Origin of the sequence: Streptomyces flaveus, from assembly GCF_014647675.1 — a bacterium.
Taxonomy (GTDB): Bacteria; Actinomycetota; Actinomycetes; order Streptomycetales; family Streptomycetaceae; genus Streptomyces; species Streptomyces flaveus.
This window is the reverse complement of record NZ_BMPQ01000021.1, coordinates 80,918-104,196: the sequence shown is the minus strand read 5'-3', so window position 1 is coordinate 104,196 and position 23,279 is coordinate 80,918. Positions and strand designations below refer to the sequence as shown.

The 23,279-nt window shown below is 69.7% G+C and carries 24 protein-coding genes; 8 read left to right on the top strand and 16 right to left on the bottom strand.

Annotation, left to right across the window (positions count from 1 at the left end; translation table 11 throughout):
* Nucleotides 1–23 precede the first annotated feature (23 nt).
* The 8 genes from IEZ21_RS32150 to tsaB all read right to left on the bottom strand — a co-directional run bounded on the left by IEZ21_RS32150 (nucleotide 24) and on the right by tsaB (nucleotide 7,098).
* Entirely contained in the window at nucleotides 24–788 is a 765-nt protein-coding gene (locus IEZ21_RS32150; RefSeq protein WP_245685580.1) for a carbohydrate ABC transporter permease, read from the bottom strand.
* A 143-nt stretch (nucleotides 789–931) separates the two neighbouring features.
* Complete coding sequence (locus IEZ21_RS32145) at nucleotides 932–1,954, bottom strand: carbohydrate ABC transporter permease (RefSeq protein WP_189325343.1); 1,023 nt, start codon at nucleotides 1,952–1,954, stop codon at nucleotides 932–934.
* 9 nt (nucleotides 1,955–1,963) lie between these two features.
* Nucleotides 1,964–3,256 (bottom strand): extracellular solute-binding protein, encoded by a 1,293-nt coding sequence (locus tag IEZ21_RS32140; protein ID WP_189325391.1) that lies wholly within the window; start codon nucleotides 3,254–3,256, stop codon nucleotides 1,964–1,966.
* 149 nt (nucleotides 3,257–3,405) lie between these two features.
* The gene (locus IEZ21_RS32135; RefSeq protein WP_189325342.1) at nucleotides 3,406–4,443 is read right to left on the bottom strand and encodes a LacI family DNA-binding transcriptional regulator; all 1,038 of its coding nucleotides are present in this window, start codon (nucleotides 4,441–4,443) and stop codon (nucleotides 3,406–3,408) included.
* A 145-nt stretch (nucleotides 4,444–4,588) separates the two neighbouring features.
* Nucleotides 4,589–4,873 carry a hypothetical protein gene (locus IEZ21_RS32130; RefSeq protein ID WP_189325341.1) on the bottom strand — a complete coding sequence of 95 codons (285 nt, stop codon included), beginning with the start codon at nucleotides 4,871–4,873 and terminating at the stop codon, nucleotides 4,589–4,591.
* Nucleotides 4,870–5,961 carry a tRNA (adenosine(37)-N6)-threonylcarbamoyltransferase complex transferase subunit TsaD gene (gene tsaD, locus IEZ21_RS32125; RefSeq protein ID WP_189325340.1) on the bottom strand — a complete coding sequence of 364 codons (1,092 nt, stop codon included), beginning with the start codon at nucleotides 5,959–5,961 and terminating at the stop codon, nucleotides 4,870–4,872. Before tsaD ends, IEZ21_RS32130 begins: the two co-directional genes overlap by 4 nt.
* Nucleotides 5,954–6,427 carry a ribosomal protein S18-alanine N-acetyltransferase gene (gene rimI / locus IEZ21_RS32120; RefSeq protein WP_189325390.1) on the bottom strand — a complete coding sequence of 158 codons (474 nt, stop codon included), beginning with the start codon at nucleotides 6,425–6,427 and terminating at the stop codon, nucleotides 5,954–5,956. Before rimI ends, tsaD begins: the two co-directional genes overlap by 8 nt.
* A 17-nt stretch (nucleotides 6,428–6,444) precedes the next feature.
* A complete protein-coding gene (gene tsaB / locus IEZ21_RS32115) occupies nucleotides 6,445–7,098 on the bottom strand; it encodes a tRNA (adenosine(37)-N6)-threonylcarbamoyltransferase complex dimerization subunit type 1 TsaB (RefSeq protein WP_189325339.1) in 654 nt (217 codons plus the stop codon).
* A gap of 122 nt (nucleotides 7,099–7,220) precedes the next feature.
* Between tsaB and IEZ21_RS32110 the strand changes: the two genes are divergently transcribed.
* Both IEZ21_RS32110 and IEZ21_RS32105 read left to right on the top strand, forming a co-directional pair.
* Nucleotides 7,221–7,775 (top strand): L,D-transpeptidase, encoded by a 555-nt coding sequence (locus tag IEZ21_RS32110; RefSeq protein ID WP_189325389.1) that lies wholly within the window; start codon nucleotides 7,221–7,223, stop codon nucleotides 7,773–7,775.
* Between the two features lie 473 nt (nucleotides 7,776–8,248).
* Nucleotides 8,249–8,617, top strand: coding sequence for a holo-ACP synthase (locus tag IEZ21_RS32105; RefSeq protein WP_189325338.1), 369 nt, complete (start codon nucleotides 8,249–8,251; stop codon nucleotides 8,615–8,617).
* Between the two features lie 19 nt (nucleotides 8,618–8,636).
* On the opposite strand, the gene IEZ21_RS32100 is transcribed toward IEZ21_RS32105, so the two are convergent.
* Entirely contained in the window at nucleotides 8,637–10,085 is a 1,449-nt protein-coding gene (locus IEZ21_RS32100; RefSeq protein ID WP_189325337.1) for an NAD(P)H-hydrate dehydratase, read from the bottom strand.
* 120 nt (nucleotides 10,086–10,205) lie between these two features.
* Between IEZ21_RS32100 and alr the strand changes: the two genes are divergently transcribed.
* From alr to tsaE, 3 genes are all read left to right on the top strand, one after another.
* Nucleotides 10,206–11,360 (top strand): alanine racemase, encoded by a 1,155-nt coding sequence (gene alr, locus IEZ21_RS32095; protein ID WP_189325336.1) that lies wholly within the window; start codon nucleotides 10,206–10,208, stop codon nucleotides 11,358–11,360.
* 306 nt (nucleotides 11,361–11,666) lie between these two features.
* Complete coding sequence (locus IEZ21_RS32090) at nucleotides 11,667–12,914, top strand: alpha/beta fold hydrolase (protein ID WP_189325335.1); 1,248 nt, start codon at nucleotides 11,667–11,669, stop codon at nucleotides 12,912–12,914.
* Nucleotides 12,880–13,413: a tRNA (adenosine(37)-N6)-threonylcarbamoyltransferase complex ATPase subunit type 1 TsaE gene (gene tsaE, locus IEZ21_RS32085; RefSeq protein WP_189325334.1), complete on the top strand. Its 534-nt coding sequence runs from the start codon at nucleotides 12,880–12,882 to the stop codon at nucleotides 13,411–13,413. The genes IEZ21_RS32090 and tsaE overlap by 35 nt, the downstream gene beginning before the upstream one ends.
* A 747-nt stretch (nucleotides 13,414–14,160) precedes the next feature.
* Here the strand turns inward: tsaE and IEZ21_RS32080 are convergent.
* Nucleotides 14,161–14,322 carry a hypothetical protein gene (locus IEZ21_RS32080; protein ID WP_308429660.1) on the bottom strand — a complete coding sequence of 54 codons (162 nt, stop codon included), beginning with the start codon at nucleotides 14,320–14,322 and terminating at the stop codon, nucleotides 14,161–14,163.
* 240 nt (nucleotides 14,323–14,562) lie between these two features.
* Here IEZ21_RS32080 and coaA point away from each other — a divergent pair, with 240 nt between their 5' ends.
* Together coaA and IEZ21_RS32070 are read left to right on the top strand one after the other, a co-directional pair.
* Nucleotides 14,563–15,552 carry a type I pantothenate kinase gene (gene coaA, locus IEZ21_RS32075; RefSeq protein ID WP_033329154.1) on the top strand — a complete coding sequence of 330 codons (990 nt, stop codon included), beginning with the start codon at nucleotides 14,563–14,565 and terminating at the stop codon, nucleotides 15,550–15,552.
* A gap of 23 nt (nucleotides 15,553–15,575) precedes the next feature.
* Complete coding sequence (locus tag IEZ21_RS32070; protein WP_189325333.1) at nucleotides 15,576–16,523, top strand: DUF389 domain-containing protein; 948 nt, start codon at nucleotides 15,576–15,578, stop codon at nucleotides 16,521–16,523.
* Here the strand turns inward: IEZ21_RS32070 and glmM are convergent.
* From glmM to rplM, 3 genes are all read right to left on the bottom strand, one after another.
* A complete protein-coding gene (gene glmM / locus IEZ21_RS32065) occupies nucleotides 16,520–17,881 on the bottom strand; it encodes a phosphoglucosamine mutase (protein WP_189325332.1) in 1,362 nt (453 codons plus the stop codon). The two genes, IEZ21_RS32070 and glmM, sit on opposite strands and share 4 nt — an antisense overlap.
* Nucleotides 17,882–18,168: 287 nt before the next feature.
* Nucleotides 18,169–18,696, bottom strand: coding sequence for a 30S ribosomal protein S9 (rpsI, locus tag IEZ21_RS32060; RefSeq protein WP_037973880.1), 528 nt, complete (start codon nucleotides 18,694–18,696; stop codon nucleotides 18,169–18,171).
* Between the two features lie 42 nt (nucleotides 18,697–18,738).
* A complete protein-coding gene (rplM, locus tag IEZ21_RS32055; protein WP_033329151.1) occupies nucleotides 18,739–19,182 on the bottom strand; it encodes a 50S ribosomal protein L13 in 444 nt (147 codons plus the stop codon).
* A 291-nt stretch (nucleotides 19,183–19,473) separates the two neighbouring features.
* Here rplM and IEZ21_RS32050 point away from each other — a divergent pair, with 291 nt between their 5' ends.
* A complete protein-coding gene (locus tag IEZ21_RS32050; protein ID WP_189325331.1) occupies nucleotides 19,474–20,346 on the top strand; it encodes a hypothetical protein in 873 nt (290 codons plus the stop codon).
* A gap of 127 nt (nucleotides 20,347–20,473) precedes the next feature.
* Here IEZ21_RS32050 and truA read toward each other — a convergent pair whose 3' ends face one another.
* The 3 genes from truA to IEZ21_RS32035 form a co-directional block, all read right to left on the bottom strand.
* The gene (truA, locus tag IEZ21_RS32045; protein ID WP_189325330.1) at nucleotides 20,474–21,331 is read right to left on the bottom strand and encodes a tRNA pseudouridine(38-40) synthase TruA; all 858 of its coding nucleotides are present in this window, start codon (nucleotides 21,329–21,331) and stop codon (nucleotides 20,474–20,476) included.
* A gap of 74 nt (nucleotides 21,332–21,405) precedes the next feature.
* Nucleotides 21,406–21,942, bottom strand: coding sequence for a 50S ribosomal protein L17 (gene rplQ, locus IEZ21_RS32040; RefSeq protein ID WP_189325329.1), 537 nt, complete (start codon nucleotides 21,940–21,942; stop codon nucleotides 21,406–21,408).
* 193 nt (nucleotides 21,943–22,135) lie between these two features.
* The gene (locus IEZ21_RS32035; RefSeq protein ID WP_189325328.1) at nucleotides 22,136–23,158 is read right to left on the bottom strand and encodes a DNA-directed RNA polymerase subunit alpha; all 1,023 of its coding nucleotides are present in this window, start codon (nucleotides 23,156–23,158) and stop codon (nucleotides 22,136–22,138) included.
* Between the last annotated feature and the right edge of the window lie 121 nt (nucleotides 23,159–23,279).

Here is a 23,279-nt window from a genome sequence, read left to right as displayed (position 1 = left end):
GGATTCGTCCGCCAGGGTTCGGGTCAGCCCTTGGTCGCGCCGAGTGTGATGCCGCCGATCAGCTGGCGTTCGGCGACCGCGTAGAAGGCCAGGGCGGGTGCCATGGCGAGGGTCAGGTACGCGAAGATGCGGGCCACATCGGAGGCGTACTGGCCCTGGAACTGCTGGATGCCGACCGGGATCGTCCACCAGGTGGGTTCGCTGAAGACGAGCAGCGGGAGCAGGAAGTTGTTCCAGCTCCCCACGATGGCGAGGACGGAGACCGTGCCGAGTGCCGGGCGTGCCAGCGGCAGCAGGATGCGCCAGAAGAAACCGAAGGACGAGCATCCGTCGATCGTCGCGGCCTCCTCCAGTTCCCCCGGTATCTCCCGGAAGAAGCCGCGCAGGATGACGATCGTCAAGGGCAGGCCGAACGCCGCCTGGGGCAGGATCACGCCCCACGGGTTGTCGAGGAGCCCGAAAGAACGCAGCAGGATGAACAGCGGCAGGATCGCCACCGCGAAGGGGAACATCAGCCCCATCGTGAACAGGGTGAACAGCAACTCCCGTCCCCGGAAGGCGAACCGGGCCAGCGCGTACGCGGCGAGCGCCGCCGCCCCCACCGTCAGCACGGCGGTGGCCAGAGCGATCACGGTGCTGCTGCCGACGGCCCGCCAGAACGCGCCCGAGCCGAGCAGTGACGTGTAGTTCGAGGTCACCCACGGGTCCGGAAGGCCGAAGGTGTTGCTGGAGAGCTGGTCGGTCGATTTGAAGCCGGAGACGAGGGCGTACAGGAGCGGAGTGACCATGAACACTCCGACCAGCCACAGGATCACGTACACGGGGATCGCGCGGAGCCTTCGGCGGCGTACGACGCTCTTGGGCACGTTCGTCTTCGGCGCGCTCGTCCTGGGCGCGCTCGCCTTCGGCGCGTCCGTCTTCGCAACCGCGCTCATCGGTTACCTCGCATGGTGGTGATGGCTCCTTCGGTGTCGCGGCGCAGCACGAAGCGCTGGTAGGCGAGGGCGAAGACGAGGCTGATCAGGAACATCGCCACGCTGATGGCGCTGGCGTAGCCCATCTGGTAGCGCTTGAAGCCGTACTGGAAGAGGCTGATGACCATGGTCTCGGAGGCGTGGTCGGGGCCGCCCGCCGTGATCACCCACACCAGGTCGAAGAGCTGGATGGCGCCGATCACGGCCAGGAAGACGCTGATCCTCAGGGTCGGCGCGAGCAGCGGCAGCGTGATGTGACGGAAGCGCTGCCAGGCGCTCGCCCCGTCGATGCGCGCCGCCTCGTGCAGCTCGGCCGGGATGCCCTGCAGGCCCGCCAGGTAGAGCATCATGTGGAAGCCGAAGTACTTCCACGTCATGACGAGGAACAGCGTGGGCAGCACGGTGTCCTGGCCCGCGAACCAGTCCCCGCCCAGACCGGCGAGCCCGACCGCGTCGAGGACCTTGTCCGCGAGCCCCTCGTCCGGCGCGAAGATCATGCTGAACAGCACACCGGTGATGACCTCGGACAGGATGTACGGCGCGAAGAACAGCATCCGATAGACGGCCCGGCCGCGCAGCTTCTGGTTGAGCAGCACGGCCATGGCGAGCGCGAACGGCAGCTGGAGGACGATGGAGAACGCGATGAGCAGGAATCCGCGCCACAGGTCGCCCAGGAAGACCGGATCGTCGAAGAGCCGGGTGTAGTTGTCGAATCCCACGCTGTCTGTGGGCGTCCCGAATCCGCCCCAGTTGAAGAAGCTGATGTAGAAGGCGTAGCCCATCGGCACAAGGACGAGCAGGCCGAACAGGACGAGGGCCGGGACGGTGAAGACGAAGGCCGAGAGCCAGGCGCGCAGGCGGTGCGGGGCGGACGGCCGGGTCGCCGGTACGGGTGACTCGGGCGCCGCGCCAGGAGACTTGCCGAGCCCCGGCGCGTATGCCGATGTCGATGCGGTCGAGGTCGAGGTCGGGTGAGTCATCGACGGCCGTCAGCCCTCGCTCTTGGCGACCTGCGTGACCGAACGCGTCACCTGCTCGGGCGACTTGGAGCCCGCGATGAGTGCGGCGACGCTGTCGTTGATCTCCTGGCCGACAGCGGGGGCGTAGGCCTGGTCGAGGTAGAGCTGGAAGCCGGTGGACTTGCCGAGCGCGTCCGAGACGGCGATGAGGTTGGGGTCCGTCAGCGCACCCTGCGCGGCCTTGGACACCGGCACAAGACCGGTCTCCTTGACGAGCTTCTCCGCGAACTCCTTCTCCGCGAAGAACTTCAGGAACTCCACCGCGGCGTCCGGCGCCCCTTTGCGCACCGCGTGGCCGTTGCTCCCGCCGAACACCTCGGTGAGCGCGCCCTTGCCGCCCTCCACCTCGGGGAAGGAGAAGAAACCGAGGTCCTTGCCGAGGCCCTTGCCCGCATCCGCCTGGACGACCGGCGCCCACTGGCCCATCAGCTCCATGGCCGCCTTGCCGTTGCCCACCGCGGCCGCCTCGCCGGTGGGCGTGGAGTAAGCGGCGCCGAGGAAGCCCTTCTGGAAGGGCTTCAGGGCGACGAGTTCCTTCAGTTGCTCGCCGGCCTTGACGAAGTCCTCGCCGGTGAAGTCGGCGTCGTCGGAGGCCTTCTGCATCGCGTCGAGGCCGGCGACCCGCATCGAGAGGTACGCCCAGTAGTACATGCCGGGCCACTTCTCCTTGCCGGCCAGCGCGATGGGCGTGATGCCCTCGTCCTTGAGGGCCTGGACGGCGTCGAGGTAGCCGGACCAGGTGGTGGGCGGGGTCGCGATGCCGGCCTGCTTGAAGAGCGCCTTGTTGTACCAGAAGCCGACCATGCCGACGTCGAAGGGGACGGCGTACGACCTGTCCTCGATCCGGAAGGGCGCCTGCGCGGCGGGCAGGTAGTCCTTCGTCCAGGAGGAGACCTTGTCCGTCAGGTCCTCGACCAGACCGGCGTCGATCTGCTGCTTGAGCACACCGCCGCCCCAGGTGTGGAAGATGTCCGGCAGCTTCCCCGAGGCGGTCTGCGCGGTCATCTTCGACTTGTACGCCTCGTTCTCCAGCGTCACGATCTTGATCTTCACGTCGGGATGCGCGGCCTCGAACTCCTTGGCCCGCTGGGCCCACAGCTTCTTCGCGGGCTGGGTGGTGGTGATGTTCCACCACTCGATCTCGGTCTTGCCGGAGCTGTTCCCGCCGTCCGAGGAACCGCACGCGCTCAGGGCGGCCGCCCCCAGGCCGGTCGCCGCGGAGGCCGCCAGGAACCCGCGGCGGGAGAGTGAGGTGTTGCCCAACGCTCGCATCGCACACCTTCCGGAAGAGTGCCGAAAATTATCGGTCAAGTGCACACGGAAGTTACGGGCGCGGTGACGCGAATGTCAACGCTCCTGACAAATATCGGAGTTATCGAGACCGGGGTGGATCGGCCTGCGCCCCAGGTTCGTCAGGGACGTCGGACGTGCCGGGCGAACGGCGCCGTGCTCGCCCGTACGACGAGCTCGGTGGCGAGCTCGACCCTGGGGGACGCGGGCTCCTCGCCCGCGGCGAGCCGCAGCACCGTACGGGTCGCCAACTTGCCCATGTCCGCGAGGGGTTGGCGCACAGTGGTGAGCGGCGGCGCCGACCAGCGGACCTCCGGCAGGTCATCGAACCCCACGACGCTCAGGTCCTCCGGCACCCGGAGCCCTCGGCGCCGCAACGCCTCGATCGCGCCGAGCGCCATCTGGTCGCTGGCAGCGAACAGGGCGGTGGGCGGCTCGTCCAGGTCGAGCAGGGCGTTGCAGCCGTCGAAGCCGGACGCGTGGTAGAAGTCGCCCGGCACGATCAACGCGTCGTCGACCGCGATGTCCGCGCCTTCGAGAGCCGCGCGGTAACCGTCGAGCCGGGCCCGCGAGCACAGCAACCGCTGGGGCCCGGCGATGAGGCCGATCCTGCGGTGGCCGAGGCCGAGCAGGTGTTCCGTCGCGGCCATGCCGCCCGCCCAGTTGGCCGCGCCGACGGTCGGCGCGGCCAGGGACGGCGAACCCGCCGGGTCGACGACGACGATCGGAACACCGAGCCGCCGCAGTTCCTCGTGCATACGGGGTTCGAGGACGGAGGTCACGAGGATCACCCCGTCCGAGGCGCGGGTACGCAGATTGGTCATCCACTGCCGCGCCGAGCCCGACGCGCCATGGATGGCGGACACCACCGTGCCCACACCCGAGGCGTGCGCGACTTCCTCCACCCCCCGGATGATCTCCACGGCCCAGGGGCTGTCGAGGTCGTTGAAGACCAGGTCGATGAGAACCGCCCGGCCGCCCGGCGGGGAGGACTTGCGCTGGTAGCCGTGGTGTCTGAGCAGGTCCTCGATCCGGGCCCGGGTTTCCGGCGACACGTCGGAACGGCCGTTGACGACACGCGACACAGTGGGCACCGAGACCCCGGCCTGCCGGGCGATCTCGGTGATGGTCACCTTGCTCTTGGTGCTCTCCCGGGCCACGCGCCCACCTCCGTTGCCGAAACCTTGCAGCAGTCTTCCGGAAAACCGGGGTCGGCATGAAGGCTACAGGGGCCCGGGTGGCCTGGGTCGGTCCGCCTGGGCGGCGGCGTGCGCGACGAAGGTGGCCCCGACGACTGTCGGACGATCACCATCCGCCCTGATCGGCACCCACAGAATCGGCACCCACAGAATCGAACCGCCACCTGTGCACCCCCCGCGTCACCAACTCCCCGTCTGGTTCAGGCAGTTCGGGAAGGTCGGCATCGTACGGAGCATCCCACCACGTGATGACCAGGACGCGGTCCTGCGGTGCCCGGAAGGTCTCCCGGCGCAGAGGCCCCACGGCGAGGTCCTGCGCCCGGACCCAGGCCAGCAGTTCCTCGCCCCGGCCCGCCACCGCCCGCGCCTCCCACATCAACGCGACCGTCACGAGTACAGGTTCTCCTTGCTCACCTCATGCACGTGATCATGCGTGTGCCCAGGGACATGCGGCTCCGTCACCGGCAGCGAGGAGTCCGCCGACAGGTCCCAGTCGGAGGCTGACCGGTTCCGGGCCACCATCTCCGCGCCGAGCGCCGCCACCATCGCACCGTTGTCCGTGCACAACTTGGGCCGCGGCACCCGCAGTTGAATCCCGGCGGCCTCGCAGCGCTCCTGCGCGAGGGCACGCAGCCGCGAGTTGGCCGCGACGCCCCCGCCGATCATCAGGTGCTCGACACCCTCGTCCCTGCACGCCCGCACGGCCTTGCGCGTCAGCACATCCACGACCGCCTCCTGGAAGGATGCCGCCACATCCCGCACCGGCACCTCCTCGCCCGCCGCCCGCTTCGCCTCGATCCAACGCGCCACGGCGGTCTTCAGCCCGGAGAAGGAGAAGTCGTACGCCGCATCGCGCGGCCCGGTCAGCCCGCGCGGGAACGCGATCGCCTCCGGGTCGCCCTCACGCGCGTACCGGTCGATGACCGGACCGCCGGGGAAGCCCAGGTCCAGCACCCGCGCGATCTTGTCGAAGGCCTCGCCCGCCGCGTCGTCGATGGTCGCGCCCATCGGCCGTACGTCGGAGGTGATGTCCGAGGAGAGCAGCAGCGACGAGTGCCCGCCGGACACCAGCAGTGCCATCGTCGGCTCGGGCAGCGCCCCGTGCTCCAACTGGTCCACACAGATGTGGGACGCCAGATGGTTGACGCCGTACAGCGGCTTGCCCAGCGCGTACGCATACGCCTTCGCCGCCGAAACCCCCACGAGCAGCGCGCCCGCGAGCCCCGGGCCGGCGGTGACGGCGATCCCGTCCAGGTCCCGCGCGCTCACCCCCGCCTCCTTCAGAGCGCGTTCGATGGTCGGCACCATCGCCTCCAGGTGCGCGCGAGAGGCGACCTCCGGTACGACGCCGCCGAACCGCGCGTGCTCGTCGACGCTCGACGCGATCGCGTCCGCGAGCAGGGTGTTGCCGCGGACGATGCCGACGCCGGTCTCGTCGCAGGAGGTCTCGATACCGAGGACTAGTGGTTCGTCAGCCATGGATCTCGGTTCCTTGCACTGAGGTTGAGGGATCTTGCAGGCGCATCACGAGCGCGTCGACGTTGCCCGGCTGGTAGTAGCCGCGCCTGAAGCCGATCGGCTCGAAGCCGAAGCGCTCGTACAGCTTCTGGGCACGGATGTTGTCGATCCGGCACTCGAGCATCACTTCGGCACACTCGAAGGTGGTCGCGGCCCGCAGCAGCTCGGTCAGGATCAGCGCACCGAGCCCGGTGCCCCACTGGTCACGGGCGACGGCGATGGTCTGTACGTCACCCACGTCCGCGGTGGCGGCGAGTCCCCCGTACCCGACTATCCGCTCACCGTCCTGCGCCACGACATACCGCTTCGTCGCCGTCGCCCCCCGCGAATGGGCCAGCTCGGACCAGAACATCCCCCGCGACCAGGCGTCCTCGGGGAAGAGGGCCTTCTCCAGCGCCAGTACGGGATCGATGTCCCACCAGCGCATCTCGCGCAGCACGGGAGTCACTTGGGGGTGACCACCTTGTAGTTCTTGGGCACCTGGGCGTCGGGGCGGCGCAGGTACAGCGGCCGGGGGGCGGGGAGCTCCTCGCCCTTCGCCAGCCGCTCCGCCGCGAGGGACGCGAGCGCCGCCGCCGAGACGTTCTCGGGCTCGTACACATCCGGGAAGGTGTCGGGGTAGAGCAGCGCGCCCGCCCCGACCGCGGGCAGACCCGCGACGGCTTCGGCGATCTCGGCGGGCCGGTCCACGGCTGGCCCGCTGACGCGCGTACGGGAATCGGAGTACCGCGCCCAGTAGACCTCCTTGCGCCGTGCGTCGGTCGCCACGACGAAGGGGCCCTGTATGTCGGACGCGTACGCAAGTCCGTCGAGCGTGCACAGTCCGTACACGGGCACGCCCAGCGCGAGCCCGAAGGTGTCGGCGGTCATCAGGCCGACCCGCAGCCCGGTGTACGGGCCGGGTCCCACGCCCGCAACGATGCCGGTGACGGCGTCGAGCCGCAGCCCGGCCTCGGTGAGCACCCGGTCGACGGCGGGCAGCAACAACTCTCCGTGCCGACGGGCGTCCACCTGACTCGACGAGGCGACGACGGACGTCCCGTCGTGCAGGGCGACGGTGACGGCGGAGGTGGCGGTATCCAGAGCGAGCAAGAGCACGCGAACAGCCTACGGCGCCCAGGGCGAAGACACCGTCGCCCAAGTCCCACGCGTCCCTCCTGCTACCGTCACGTCAAACTGTCACATTGACACGTATGCCGTACGAGAGGTGGGCACCCAAGGTGGCTAGGAGCAGCTCGGGATTCGTGGCCGGGCTCACCGTGGCGGCGATCGCCGCAGTCGGCTTCCTCGCCTACCAGGCGTCCGCCAATGTCCCGGACACCCTGGGCGCACCGCGGACCGCGTCGTCCCCCCCGGCGTCCGCCCCGAAGTCCCCGCGCGCCGAGCAGCCCGAGGCGGCGCTGCCCGGCCGCTCGGGTACGGGCCAGCGGGTCGTCTACTCGGTGCGGGCCGACCGGGTCTGGCTGGTCGCCGCGAACGACAAGGTGCGCCGCACGTTCTCGGTCACCCCCGGCACGGTCGACCCCACGCCCGACACGTACGCCGTCACCTCCCGCTCCGGCTCCATCACCGGCTCCGACGGAGTAGCCGTCGAACACGTCGTCCGCTTCGCGAACGTGGACGGCACGACGATCGGGTTCAGTGCGGCGGTGGACGGGTCGACCTCGGCCCCCGACCCCGGGAAGAAGCTGGGTGGCATTCGGGAATCCCGGGCGGATGGGGATGCGATGTGGGAGTTCGCGACGGTCGGCACGAAGGTTGTCGTTGTGGAGTAGCACCTCCCCTACGACGGGGTGGGGGGCCTACGGGGGTGGGTTGTTGGGGTTCGTTTGGCGGCTGCGGGTGCGTTGTGGCTGGTCGCGCCGTTCCCCGCGCCCCTGAGGTCCGTGGGTGGGTCGGGGCCGCGGGCCGGTGCGTCAGCCCGTCGCAGGCCGGGCATACGACCCTGGCCTGGTACAAGGCCCTGGTCCTCCGAGACCGAACCTAAGCGACGGGCATACGACGCACCGGCCCACGACCCCTCCCGCCGGAGGGAAGCCGCGGGCACGTCGTGGCTGGGGTACGGGCTTGCTCCGGGTGCGGGGAGCCGCAGGCTTTTGCTTTTAGGGGCGCGGGGCTGTGTCGATTTGCGGCTCCGCCGCGTGGGCGCGACCAGCCACGACGGACCGGCAGTCGCCCATGAACCGAACCCACCCCTCGGGTAGGCGCCCCTGCCCAACCGCCGGAGGCATAGGCATAGGGTTGAGTCGTGATCATCGGAGTGGGGATCGACGTCGCCGAGATCGAACGGTTCCAGGCCTCGCTGGAGCGGACACCGGCGCTCGCGGAACGGCTTTTCGTCGAGCGGGAGTTGTGGTTGCCGAGCGGCGAGCGGCGCGGGGTCGCTTCACTCGCGGCCCGGTTCGCGGCGAAGGAGGCTCTCGCCAAGGCGCTGGGGGCGCCGAGCGGGCTGTACTGGACGGACGCGGAAGTCGTCGTCGAGGACAGCGGGCAGCCGAGGCTGCGGGTGACGGGGACGGTCGCCGTGCGGGCGGCCGAGCTGGGCGTGCGGTCCTGGCATGTGTCGCTGAGCCATGACGCGGGAGTGGCTTCGGCGGTGGTGATCGCGGAGGGGTAGCGGTCCCTCCAGGACCACGTCAGCTCATGACGTCCCGCCACGCGGAGCGGATCGACTCGGACACGTCGTGCGCGCCCATCGGTGCCCCGTCCGCCGCGAACCGCCCCGCGAGCCCGTGGAGGTATGCGGCGACGCTGCCGGCGTCGAGGGCGCTCAGGCCCGCGGCCAGGAGCGAACCGGCGAGCCCCGACAACACGTCACCGCTGCCCGCCGTGGCCAGCCAGGACGTCCCCGTCGCGTTGACCCGGACCGGCCCACCCCCGGGCGAAGCCACCAGCGTGGTCGAGCCCTTCAGCAACACCGTTGCCCCGTACCGCTCCGCCAGCTCCCGCACGGAGTGCAACCGCGCCGCCTCGACCGACCCCCGCGACACACCGAGCAGGGCTGCGGCCTCACCGGCGTGAGGCGTCATCAGTGTGGGCGCCTTCCGGGCCCGTACGAGATCCCGGTCCGCGAGCCGGAGGCCGTCCGCGTCCACCAGGACGGGTACGTCCTGGGCGAGCACCTCCGCCACGCTCTGCGCGTCGTCGCCGGCACCCGGCCCGACGACCCAGGCCTGCACCCGCCCGGCCCGCTTCGGGCCCTGGTCCGAGACGAGGGTTTCGGGGAAGCGGGCGATCACCGCGTCCCCGGCGGGACCGACGTACCGTACGGCCCCCGCCCCGCCCCGCAGCGCGCCCGCCACGGCGAGTACGGCCGCGCCGGGATACCGCGAGGACCCGGCGGCGATCCCTACGACGCCGCGCCGGTATTTGTCGCTCTCGGCGCCCGGAACGGGCAACAGCGCCGCCACATCGGCATGTTGCAGAGCCTCCGCCTCGGCCTCGTCGGGCAGCGAAAGACCGATGTCCACGAGCCGCACCGAACCGGCGTACTCCCGTGCCGGGTCGATCAGCAGCCCCGGCTTGTGCGTGCCAAAGGTCACGGTCAGGTCGGCACGGATCGCCGCGCCACGTACCTCACCGGTGTCGGCCTCGACACCGCTCGGCAGATCCACGGCGACGACGGCGGCGCGGGATGCCTCGGCCAACTCGGCCAAGGGGGCGGCGTCGGGGCGCAGTCCGCCCTTGCCGCCGATCCCGACGATTCCGTCGACCACGAGATCGGCGGAACGGATCGCCCGCTCGACCGCTGCGGCGTCTTCTTTCTGCCGGGTCGCGAGTGCCCTGCCGCCTGCCCGGCGCAGCGCGGCCAGCCCGCCCGGATGGGTTCGCTCGGGAGACAGCAGTACGGCCGTGACGCCCGCGCCGCGGCGGGCGAGGCGGGCTCCCGCGTACAGGGCGTCTCCGCCGTTGTCCCCGCTGCCCACCAGCAGAACGACCCGGCGGCCGTACACCCGCCCCATCAACTCCGCACAGGCCGCGGCAAGTCCGGCCGCCGCCCGCTGCATCAGCGCCCCCTCCGGAAGCCTCGCCATCAACTCCCGCTCGGCCGCCCGCACCGTCTCCACTCCGTACGCACTACGCATACGCCGAGTCTGGCGTACCCAGCGGCGTCGCGGGCGCCGGCTCGGTACTCGGGCGAGCCCGCTGCTCACAGCGGTACGGGCTCGGCGGAGCTGTCAGCGCACTCTGAGACACTGGGCGCGATGAACGAGACAGCACCCGCGCGTGCCCGCGCCGAGATCGATCTGGCCGCCCTGAGGGCCAATGTGCGGACTCTGCGCGCCCACGCGCCCGCCGCTGCCCTCATGGCGGTGGTGAAATCGGACGCGTACGGACACGGGGCGGTGCGATGTGCCCGGGCGGCGCTCGACGCGGGGGCCACGTGGCTGGGGACGGCCACGCCCGAGGAGGCCCTGGCCCTGCGCGAGGCGGGGCTGCCAGGGCGGATCATGTGCTGGCTGTGGACGCCTGGAGGCCCTTGGCGTGCGGCCGTCGAGGCCGACGTGGACCTCGGGATCAGCGGGCTCTGGGCCTTGCGGGAAGCCGCCGGGGCCGCGCGCGCCGCGGGGCGTACCGCCCGGGTCCAGCTCAAGGCCGACACCGGGCTCGGGCGCAACGGCTGCCAGCCCGGTGACTGGCCCGAGTTGGTCGCGGCAGCCCTGCGGGCCGAGGCTGAGGGGCTGGTCCGGGTCACCGGGCTCTGGTCGCATTTCGCCTGCGCCGACGAGCCGGGGCACCCCTCCATCGGGGCCCAACTCACCGCCTTCCGCGAGATGGTGACATACGCGGAGAAAAAGGGCATACGGCCAGAAGTGCGCCACATCGCCAACTCGCCCGCCACGCTCACACTCCCGGAGACCCACTTCGATCTCGTACGCACCGGAATCGCGACATACGGCATCTCGCCCAGCCCCGCACTGGGCACCGCGGCCGAGCTGGGGCTGCGGCCGGTGATGACGCTGTCGGCCGCGCTCGCGCTGGTGAAGCGCGTTCCGGCAGGGCACGGCGTCAGTTACGGGCATCACTACGTGACGCCAGGTGACACGACCCTCGGCCTGGTGCCCGTGGGGTACGCGGACGGGATCCCACGGCACGCCTCCGGCACGGGGCCCGTCCTGACCGGCGGCAAGTGGCGGACGGTGGCGGGGCGGGTCGCGATGGACCAGTTCGCCGTCGACCTCGGCGGGGACCAGCCGGCGGTGGGGGAACGGGTGGTGCTGTTCGGGCCCGGCGATGAAGGTGAGCCGACCGCCGAGGACTGGGCCCGGGCCGCGGGCACGATCGCGTACGAAATCGTGACCCGGATCGGAACCCGAGTACCGCGCGTCTACGTGAATATTGAATCCTCCCCCAGCTGAAGGCAGGGGGATTCCTGGCTCACGCCGCCCGCGGGTCAGCGACCCGACAGGTCTTCCACGATCAACACCAGCCGGGTTGAAACCAGCCCGGGTTCGTACCGCAAAGCTTGGAGGTGCATGTGCTGTCTTGGCTCTCGATCAGCACGGCGTACGCGCTTGGTTCTCGCAACGCACGGCAGGCAGCTTACCCGACCGTGTGGGCGGTCCGGGGTGCCCTCGGAGGAATCGGGTGAATAACACGCGAGACGGGTACGCAGCTTTCGGGGGACGGCCCCCGGACCACACACCGGCAAAGAGGAGCGGTACGTGAGCGAGAGCAGGGCGGAGGCCGTCGCCTCGGTGGCCTCTGCCGCGGGGAGCGCCGCCGCGGGGAACGCCGGGAACTGGCGTAGGGCGGGCATCGTCGGCACCGCGATAGGCGTCGTCGCCGCGGGCGCCGCCGCCGGAGTCGCGATAGAGCGGCTCACCGTCGGCCGCGGCATGCGCCAGAAGGCCCGGCTCGCGCTCGACTCGACAGGTCCGTACGGCGCACTGCGCGGCATGCCCGGCACGGCGACCGCGGACGACGGCACGGAGATCTACTACGAGATCGACGACGTGGAGCAGGACGCCACGCTCACCCCCCGCCGCCGCAGACTGTTCGGCCGCAAGGCCCCGGCCCCCGTCACCGTCGTCTTCAGCCACGGTTACTGCCTCAGCCAGGACTCCTGGCACTTCCAGCGGGCCGCCCTGCGCGGAGTCGTACGCACCGTCCACTGGGACCAGCGCAGCCACGGCCGCTCCGGACGCGGTGTCGCACAGGTCCAGGACGGTGTGCCGCTCGACATCGAGCAGCTCGGCCGCGATCTGAAGGCCGTGATCGACGAGGCCGCCCCCGAGGGGCCGCTCGTGCTCGTCGGGCACTCGATGGGGGGAATGACGGTGATGGCCCTTGCCGACCAGTACCCCGACCTCATCCGTGAGCGAGTGGTCGGTGTCGCACTCGTCGGTACGTCCTCGGGGAAACTCGGCGAGGTCAACTTCGGGCTTCCTGTGGCTGGCGTCAACGCGGTACGGCGCGTACTGCCCGGCGTGCTGAAGGCGCTGGGGCAGCGGGCCGAGCTGGTGGAGAAAGGGCGGCGGGCCACGGCCGATCTGTTCGCCGGGATCATCAAGCGGTACTCGTTCGCGTCCAAGGACATCGACCCGGCGGTCGCGCGGTTCGCCGAGCGGCTGATCGAGGGCACGCCGATCGATGTGGTCGCCGAGTTCTACCCGGCGTTCACCGACCACGACAAGACGGAGGCGCTGGCGTACTTCGCCGAGCTGCCCGTCCTCGTACTGTCCGGCGTCAAGGACCTCGTCACGCCGAGCGAGCACAGCGAGGCGATCGCGGATCTGCTGCCGGACGCCGAGCTGGTGCTCGTGCCGGACGCCGGGCACCTGGTGATGCTGGAGCACCCCGAGGTCGTCACGGACCGCCTCGCCGACCTCCTCACCCGCGCGGGAGCCGTCCCGGCCGGCGCTACGGTGGGTGGCTATGGAAGCACCAGCAGCACCGCACAACCCGGCTGAGCAGCCGATGCCGTACGTCACCACCGAGTTCACCGTCAACTCCCCCGACCAGATGCAGGAGTTGGGCCGCCGCCTGGCCAAACTCCTGCGCCCCGGCGACCTCGTGATGCTCACCGGCGAGCTGGGTGCGGGCAAGACGACGCTGACCCGAGGGCTCGGCGAGGGACTTGGCGTACGGGGTGCGGTCACGTCCCCCACCTTCGTGATCGCCCGCGTGCACCCCTCTCTCGGTGACGGGCCGCCGCTCGTCCACGTCGACGCCTACCGCCTGGGCGGTGGGCTGGACGAGATGGAGGATCTCGACCTCGATGTCTCGCTGACCGACTCGGTGATCGTCGTGGAGTGGGGCGAGGGGAAGGTCGAGGAGCTGACCGAGGAGCGGCTGCACGTCTTCATCCACCGGGCGGTCGGAGACACGACGGACGAGGTCCGGCACGTGACGCTCCGCGGGGTGGGGGAGCGGTGGGCTGCCGTGGACCTGAGCGTGCTTTCGGCTTGAGAGCCGGGGTTTCGTAACGTTCCGACATGGCGTCGGCAAGAGGTTGCGTGGGGTGGCTTCGGCGTGTTCATATGGGTACCGGTACTGGTTAGGGTTACCTAACTACGTCTGCTCCCGGAGCCCCAGGAGGCGGCCATGTCGACTTCGGATCGTGACCCTGTTCCTGCGGAGCTTGGCGGGGTGTCTGTACGGGAGCTGCTCGCGGCCGGCGCCGCCGCCCGCGTCGTGTCTACGCCGCCGCGGGACCCGGCGCCTGCGCCGGAGGGGCGGCAGCACCGCGAGGCTGCGTAAGCAGAGGTTTCTTTCCCCAGGCCCGCCCCTTCCCGAAACGGAGGGCTGCGCCCCCAGGCCCCCGCCACGGGGTGGGGTGACAGGTCGTGTCGCGGCTGCGAGTGCGTCGTGGCTGGTCGCGCAGTTCCCCGCGCCCCTGAAAAGCAAAAGCCTGCGGCTTCCCGCGGCCCGAAGACCCCGTGTCCCGAACAAGCCCGGGCCCCGGGAAAGCCCGCACCCCCAACGACCCGCAGCTTCCCTCCGGCGGGAGGGGTCGTGGGCCGGTGCGTCGTATGCCCGTCGCTTAGCTTCGGTCTCGGAGAACCAGGACCGTGTACCAGGCCAGGGTCGTATGCCCGCCCTGCGACGGGCTGACGCACCGGCCCACGACCCCGACCCCCAACGAACCCAGGGGCGCGGGGAACTGCGCGACCAGCCACCCACACACCCGCACCCGAAAACCGTTCAAGCCAGCGCTCAGCGCCCCCGCTCGACCCGCTCTATGGCGTCCTGGACCAACTCCAGGTACTCCACTTCCTCACACCGCGGCTTGCTGCCCATCTCGTACAGGTCGATGCAGTCGTAGAGGTACTCCCCCAAGTCCTCGTCCGGCAGGTCCGCCGCCAGCTCGCTGCTCACTCGCCCCGCGAAGTCCGTGTCAGCGCGCGTAGATATTCGTCGTACGGCATCACGAATCCGTATGGCCACGGCCATCCGAAACCCCCAAACCCCCAAAGACCCCGGAAGGCGGCTCGCTCCCCGGTGCCCGGACCGTATCCCCGCCCGCCCCGCAGGTCCATACTTCCCCCACAACTCGTCCACAGCCAGACGTGACGGACCCCACCCGCCGATGCGCCCCCGCTCCCGTGACAATGGACTGTGATCTCTTCGGTCTCCACGTCCCCGCGGAGCGCCCACCGGCCCAGGCCGGAGGCGACTCCCTACGTCGACCTCACCCGTGCAGAGTGGAGTGCGCTGCGCGAGAAGACGCCGCTCCCGCTGACCGCCGACGAGGTCGAGAAGCTGCGGGGCCTCGGCGACGTCATCGACCTCGACGAGGTACGGGACATCTACCTGCCGCTGTCCCGGCTGCTGAACCTGTACGTGAAGGCCACGGACGGACTGCGCGGCGCTCTGAACACCTTCCTCGGCGAGCAGGGCTCCCAGTCCGGCACCCCGTTCGTGATAGGGGTCGCCGGTTCCGTGGCCGTCGGCAAGTCGACCGTCGCGCGTCTCCTCCAGGCCCTGCTGTCCCGCTGGCCCGAGCATCCGCGCGTCGAACTGGTCACCACGGACGGCTTTCTGCTGCCGACCAAGGAGCTCCAGGCGCGCGGCCTGATGTCGCGCAAGGGCTTCCCGGAGTCGTACGACCGACGCGCCCTGACCCGTTTCGTCGCGGACATCAAGGCCGGCAAGGACGAGGTCACCGCGCCCGTCTACTCCCACCTGATCTACGACATCGTGCCGGGCAGGCGGCTCACCGTGCGCCGCCCCGACATCCTGATCGTCGAGGGTCTGAACGTCCTCCAGCCCGCCCTGCCCGGCAAGGACGGCCGCACCCGCGTGGGCCTCGCCGACTACTTCGACTTCAGCGTGTACGTCGACGCCCGTCCCGAGGACATCGAGCGCTGGTACCTGAATCGTTTCCGCAGGCTCCGCGAGACGGCCTTCCAGAATCCGTCCTCGTACTTCCGCAGGTACACCCAGGTCTCCGAGGAGGAGGCCCTCGACTACGCCCGTACGATGTGGCGGACCATCAACAAGGTCAATCTGCTGGAGAACGTGGCCCCCACGCGCGGCCGCGCCACCCTCGTCCTGCGCAAGGGCCCCGATCACAAGGTGCAGCGTCTGAGTCTGCGCAAGCTGTAACCGGGCCCGGCTACGCTGCGGGAATGCTGCATCTGCGCCTGATCACGCCGTCCGACAAGACCGACAGCGTGGTCCGCCTGATCGAGAAGACCGTCGGCGCCACGCATCTCGTCGTGATGCAGGGCGCTGCCCGCAACCCCGCCGGGGATGTGGTGATGTGCGACGTCGCGCGCGAGGCGGGCGACGAACTGCTCGGTGAGCTGCGGGAGTTGGAGATCGACAAGTGCGGCTCCATCGCCATCGAGAACATTGATCTCTCGCTGTCGGAGCGTGCCGACAAGGCCCGCGACGACGCGCCGGGCGAGGGCGCGGACGCGGTCCTGTGGGAACACCTGGCGGACGCGACCCACGAGGAGTCGACACTCTCGTTCACGTACATCGCCTTCATCACACTGGCCACGATGATCGCGGCCTGCGGTGTGGTCCTCGACAACGCGATCCTGATCGTGGGCGCGATGGCGGTGGGCCCGGAGTTCGGGCCGCTGGCCGGTCTGTGCACGGCGCTGGTGCGGCGCGCTCCGCGGCTCGCGCTGCGTTCGGCGATGGCGCTGCTGGTGGGCTTCGCCTTCGCCATGGCGGTGACGGTCGTCTTCAGCTACTTCATGGACTCGATCGAGCTCTTCAGCAGGGAGCAACTGGACGCCGAGAGGCCCAACACCGCCTTCGTCTACGCGCCCGACGCGTTCTCCTTCATCGTGGCCGTCCTCGCGGGCATCGCCGGCACCCTCTCGCTGACCTCGGCCAAGTCGGGCCTCCTGGTCGGCGTCGCGATCTCCGTCACGACGGTCCCGGCCGCCGCCAACGCAGCGGTGGCCCTGAGCTACGGAGACACGAAGCAGACCTGGGGCTCCACCGAGCAACTGCTCCTGAACCTGCTCGGCATCATCCTCGCCGGCACGCTCACACTGCTCGCCCAGAAGTTCTTCTGGGCGAAGCAGCGTGAACGAGACGCCAAGAAGGCCCAGGCCTAGCAGGCCAGCGCCGACTTCACCACGTCGGCGAGCCGCCCCGCCACCGACCGTGCCTGATCGAGGTCGGCAGCCTCCACCATCACCCGCACCAGCGGCTCCGTACCCGAAGGACGCAGCAACACCCGCCCCGTGGAACCGAGTTCGCGCTCCGCATCGGCGACCGCGGCCGCCAGTTCCTCGGAGGTCTTCACCCGCGACCTGTCGACGTCCGGCACATTGATCAGTACCTGCGGCAGCCGGTCCATGACGGACGCGAGGTCCTGGAGCGTACGTCCCGTCTGGGCGATCCGGGCCGCCAGCAGCAGGCCGGTCAGCGTGCCGTCGCCGGTGGTCGCGTGGTCCGTGATGATCACGTGCCCGGACTGCTCGCCGCCGAGCGCGTAGTCGTGCTTCTTCATCTCCTCCAGTACGTAACGGTCACCAACTGCCGTCTGTACCAGGGAGAGTCCCTCACGCTCCATGGCCAGCTTGAAGCCCAGGTTGGACATGACCGTCGCGACCACGGTGTCGGAGCGCAGTGCGGAACGCTCCCGCATCGCCAGCGCGAGTACGGCCAGGATCTGGTCCCCGTCGATCTCGGCGCCCGTGTGGTCCACGGCGAGGCAGCGGTCGGCGTCGCCGTCGTGCGCGATGCCCAGGTCGGCGCCGTGCTCGACCACGGCTGCCTGCAACAGACCCAGGTGCGTGGAGCCGCACCCGGCGTTGATGTTCAGGCCGTCCGGCTCGGCGCCGATGGTGACGACCTCGGCGCCCGCCCGGATGAAGGCCTCGGGCGAGACCCGGGCGGCGGCGCCGTGCGCCTCGTCGAGGACGACCTTCAAACCGTCCAGACGGTTCGGAACCGCCGTGATGAGGTGGGCGACGTACCGCTCGAACCCCTCCTCGTACGTCCGGACGCGCCCGACGCCCGCACCGGTGGGCCGGTCCCAGGGAGCCCCGGTGCGGTGCTCCTCGTACACGGCCTCGATCCGGTCCTCCAGCTGGTCGGCGAGTTTGTGGCCGCCGCGCTCGAAGAACTTGATGCCGTTGTCGGGCATGGCGTTGTGGCTGGCGGAGAGCATCACGCCGAGGTCGGCGCCGAGTGCGCCGGTGAGGTACGCCACCGCCGGCGTCGGCAGCACGCCCACGCGCAGTACGTCCACGCCCGCGCTGGCGAGGCCGGCGACCACGGCGGCCTCCAGGAACTCCCCGGACGCCCGTGGGTCCCGCCCGACCACCGCCGTGGGCCGGTGGCCCTCGAAGGTGCCCGCCTCGGCCAGTACGTGCGCCGCCGCGACGGACAGGCCGAGCGCCAGCTCAGCCGTCAGGTCCGCGTTGGCAACACCGCGCACGCCGTCCGTGCCGAAGAGTCGTCCCACTGGTGTCCTCCGAACATGCTCAGAAATTGCGGCTCAAGCCGAGTGTCCAGGTAAGGCCTTGCTCACGAGTATCCCCAGTTCCCAGGCTGATGGACGGTGACGTAAGGCCGCGATAAGTGCTACTTGCCGTAAACGCCACGCCCCGGCGGCACAGGAGTGCCGCCGGGGCGGATGCTGCGTGCGGTGCCCCGTACGGGGCACAGGGCCGCGCCCCGAAGGGGCGCGGGGGAACTGCGCGACCAGCCACAACGAACCCGCAGCTGATAACCCAGCCCCTCAGCGGAGCGTTACCGCTTGCTGTACTGCGGCGCCTTGCGGGCCTTCTTCAGACCGGCCTTCTTGCGCTCGACCGCACGGTCGTCGCGGCGGAGGAAGCCGGCCTTCTTCAGGGCGCCGCGGTTGTTGTCCACGTCCGCCTCGTTCAGCGCGCGGGCCACACCGAGGCGCAGGGCGCCGGCCTGGCCGGAGACGCCGCCACCCGAGATGCGGGCGACAACGTCGTAACGGTCGTCGAGCTCGAGCACCTTGAAGGGCTCGTTGACTTCCTGCTGGTGCACCTTGTTGGGGAAGTAGTCCTCAAGGGTGCGACCGTTGATCTTCCACTTGCCGGAGCCCGGAACGATCCGGACGCGGGCGATGGCGTTCTTGCGGCGGCCCAGTCCGGCGGCCGGCTGCGGCTCGCCGAAGCGGGAGGCCAGGGACTCCGAGGTGTACTCGCCCTCGACGGGGACCTCGGACTCGGTGGTGTACTGCTCGATGTCGACGAGCTCGGTCTCGGTCTCTTCGACCGGCTGCTCGGTAGTGGTCTCGGCCACGATTCTCCTCAGATTCTCTTCTGGTCTTAGGGGTGGCCGGACTTACTGCGCGACCTGGGTGATCTCGTACGGCTGCGGCTGCTGCGCGCCGTGCGGGTGCTGGTCACCCCTGTAGACCTTCAGCTTCGAGAGCATCTGACGGCCCAGGGTGTTCTTCGGGAGCATGCCCTTGACGGCCTTCTCGACCGCCTTCTCGGGGTTCTTGTCCAGCAGCTCGTCGTAACGGACGGAGCGCAGACCACCCGGGTACCCGGAGTGGCGGTACGCCAGCTTCTGGGTCCGCTTGTTGCCGGACAGGTGGACCTTGTCCGCGTTGATGATGATGACGAAGTCACCAGCGTCGACGTGCGGAGCGTAGATCGGCTTGTGCTTGCCGCGCAGAAGGGTGGCAGCGGTGGTCGCCAGACGGCCGAGAACGACGTCCCGGGCATCGATGACGTGCCACTGGCGAGTGATGTCGCCGGGCTTGGGGCTGTACGTACGCACGGTTCGTAGCCTTCGCTTCTTCAGTGAGTGGGGTCCTGACAAGGCCACCACGGACGATCACGACAGCCCTGACCGCACGGCGGCGACGCAACCGCATGCAGATCGCTGGTCATCGGCCCCGGTGGACCGGTGTAAGGGCCTCTCACGTGAGAATGAGCAAGCCAATACACATAACGAAGGGCAAGAATAGCTCCGGCGGCCCACACGGGTCAAAACGCGCGGGGGCCGAGGGTTACCACTGTTACCGCTGTGGTACCAGTAGACGCCTTGTCCTGTCATAAGATGCGCCCCATGAGCTTTGGGCAGGGGGGACCTCAGTGGGGTCCCGGGGGATCGGGTTCTCAGCCGCCGCAGTGGGGAAACCAGACCCCCGACTGGGCGGCGCTCGCCGAGGCGTCCGAATCGCGCAACCGGCGCCGCAGATGGCTGATGGTCGGCGGCGGCGCGCTCGCCACGGTCGCGATAGGCGCGGCCGTCGCCGTGGCCGTGGTCTCGGCCGACGGCAACGACGGCCAGGTGGTGAACCAGCCTGCCTCCGACCTGCCCGCCACCTCGGACATCCCGCCGGACACCACCAGCCCCGGCCCTTCGTTCGCGGAGACCTCGGCGCCTCCCCCGCTGGACCCGAAGGACTTCATCTCCAGCGCGAAGAAGGACACGGCGCCGCTCAGCCCGGACATCCTCTTCCCCGGTTCGCGGCTGACGATGGGCGAGTCCCGCTATGAGAAGGGCAAGACCGCGTCCACGAAGGACTGCGCGTCGGCCGTCCAGGGCACGCTCGGCACGGTCCTCACGAAGAACGACTGCACGCGGCTGATGCGCGTCACGTACTCCCTGAACGGTGTGGCGGTGACGGTCGGCGTGGCCCTCTTCGACACCGAGGCCCAGGCGGCCAAGGCCAAGAACGACGCGGACACCAAGAGCGTCGTCCAGTCGCTGTCGGGCGACGGCGTCCCCGCCTTCTGCCGCGCGGCGGTCTGCCGCTCGACGACCAACTCGTACGGCCGCTACGCCTACTTCACGGTCGCCGGCTTCACCAACGGCAAGGACGTGACCCAGAAGGACACCAAGGTCTTCTCCACCGGTGACGACCTCGCGGAGTTCACCTTCCGCCAGATCCGCCGCCGGGGCGAGGCGCAGGCTTCGGCCGCGGCCAACGAGTAGGAATCCGCGGGGAGTTGAGCCCGGGGCGACGGCGACGGCTGAACACGGCGCCGGGCAGTACGCGGGCAACGGGAAGGCGGTGGCCCCCACGGGCGACCACCGCCGACAACCAACCCCCGCTCTCCCTTCAGCAACACCCCGCCCCCGGCAACGACCGCCGGTTCCGCGCCTCTTTGTTCCGCGCCGCCAGCAACTCGTCCGCCGGGTACCCGACTTCCTCCAGCGTCAGCCCGTGCGGCCGTACGACATGCACGGCGGAGTCCCGCACCCCGGCGGCGAGCACCTTCCCCGGCCAGTCGGGACCGCGATGTCCGTCCCCCACGAACAGCAGCGCCCCGATCAGCGACCGCACCATGTTGTGGCAGAAGGCATCGGCCCGCACCGTGGCGGTGATCACTCCGTCCGCCCCCCGCGCAAGGCTCAGCTCCTGAAGCGTACGAATGGTCGTCGCCCCGTCCCGCTTCTTGCAGTACGCGGCGAAGTCGTGCTCCCCGAGCAGCGGCCGCGCCGCCTCGTTCATCGCGCCGACATCGAGCGGCCAGTCGTGCCAGAGGACGTGGCTGCGCAGCAGCGGATCGACGCCACCCGGGTTGTCGGTGACGCGATAGGCGTATCGCCGCCAGACCGCCGAGAAACGGGCGTTGAAGCCGCTGGGCGCCTCCCGCAGCGACCACACCCGCACATCCTTCGGCAACCGCCCGGCCAGCCGCTTGAGCAGCTTCTCCCGATGCTCGGCCCACAGCCCTTCGGGCAGATCGACATGCGCCACCTGCCCCCGCGCATGCACCCCTGCATCGGTCCGCCCGGCCACGGTCAGCTCGTACGTCACCTCCCGCGACCGCGTCACCGTACGCAGCGCGTCCTCGATCTCCCCCTGCACGGTCCGCCGCCCCCCGGCCTGCTTGGCCCACCCGGAGAACGCGCTCCCGTCATACGAAAGATCAAGCCGCACCCGTACGAACCCGGGCTCTACCTCGTCACTCACACCTGGATCCTTTCAGGAACACGAAAACGGGCCCGCCCCCGGAGGGGCGGACCCGCTCGACGCGAGGTGAAACCTCAGGCGTCCTTGGACTCGTCGCCCTCGGCAGCAGCCGGCTTCGCGTCCTCGACGACCTCTTCGGCCTCGGCCTCAGCGGCCTCGTCCTTCTTGAGAACGTCTTCCTTCTTGAAGGCGTCCTCCTTGACGGCACGCTTGGTGGCCGCCTCGGCCTCACCGGTGGCCTCCTGGGCCACGGTCAGCGCCTCCACCAGCTCGATGACAGCCATGGGCGCGTTGTCGCCCCGGCGGTTACCGATCTTGGTGATACGGGTGTAGCCACCCGGACGGTTCTCGTACCGCGGGCCGATCTCGGTGAAGAGCGTGTGCACGATGCTCTTGTCCGTGATGACCTGGAGCACCTGACGGCGGTTGTGAAGGTCGCCCTTCTTCGCCTTGGTGACCAGACGCTCGGCGTACGGCCGCAGCCGGCGGGCCTTCGCCTCGGTCGTGGTGATACGACCGTGCTCGAACAGCGCCTTCGCAAGGTTCGCAAGAAGCAGCTTCTCGTGCGCGGCACCGCCGCCCAGACGGGCACCCTTGGCGGGCTTCGGCATGGTTCTTCTCCTAGGTGTCTGCCCCGGCCGTACTAGGTACCGAGGTCAGTATCCGAGCAGGCGGTCGCCTGTCGGAGATCCGGGCACCCTTTTCAAGGCGCCCGGAGCACCCGCGCCCCTTCAGGGGCGCGGGGAACTGCGCGACCAGCCACAGCGGACCCGCAGTCAAAAATCCGGCCTACTCGCGGAGCGACTAGTACTGCTCGGTCTCGACGAAACCGGCATCCGCGTCGTCATCGGCGCCAAAGGCGTCCGCCGCAGCGGTCGGGTCGAATCCGGGCGGGCTGTCCTTCAGGGCCAGACCCATCCCGTTCAGCTTCGCCTTGACCTCGTCGATGGACTTCGCACCGAAGTTACGGATGTCGAGCAGGTCGGCCTCGGAACGCGCCACGAGCTCACCCACGGAGTGGATGCCCTCGCGCTTGAGGCAGTTGTACGACCGGACGGTGAGCTCCAGCTCCTCGATCGGCAGCGCCAGATCGGCGGCGAGGGCTGCGTCCGTCGGCGACGGGCCCATGTCGATGCCCTCGGCGTCGATGTTGAGCTCACGGGCCAGACCGAACAGCTCGACCAGCGTCTTACCGGCGGAAGCCATCGCGTCACGCGGACGCATCGCCTGCTTGGTCTCGACGTCGACGATCAGCTTGTCGAAGTCGGTGCGCTGCTCGACACGCGTGGCCTCGACCTTGTACGTGACCTTGAGCACCGGCGAGTAGATCGAGTCGACCGGAATACGCCCGATCTCCTGACCGACCTGCTTGTTCTGCACGGCGGAGACATAACCACGGCCACGCTCGACCGTGAGCTCCATCTCCAGCTTGCCCTTGCCGTTGAGCGTGGCAAGAACCAGATCCGGGTTGTGCACCTCGACACCGGCCGGCGGCGCGATGTCGGCGGCGGTCACCAGACCCGGCCCCTGCTTGCGCAGGTACATCACCACAGGCTCGTCGTGCTCCGAGGAGACGACCAGCTGCTTGATGTTGAGGATCAGGTCGGTGACGTCCTCCTTGACGCCCGGCACGGTGGTGAACTCGTGCAGGACACCGTCGATACGGATGCTGGTGACAGCAGCTCCGGGAATCGACGACAGGAGAGTACGACGCAGGGAGTTGCCGAGGGTGTAACCGAAGCCCGGCTCCAGCGGCTCGATCACGAACCGGGAGCGGAATTCGTCGACGACCTCTTCGGTCAACGAGGGACGCTGAGCAATCAGCATGTTGCGTTCCTTCTGTCAGGGGCGCCCGCTATTTGACGCCCTGATGTATTGCAAGGGTACGGGCGATACGGCTCCGAAGAGCCATACCGCCCGAAAACCTCAGACCAAGCAGCCGTACGTC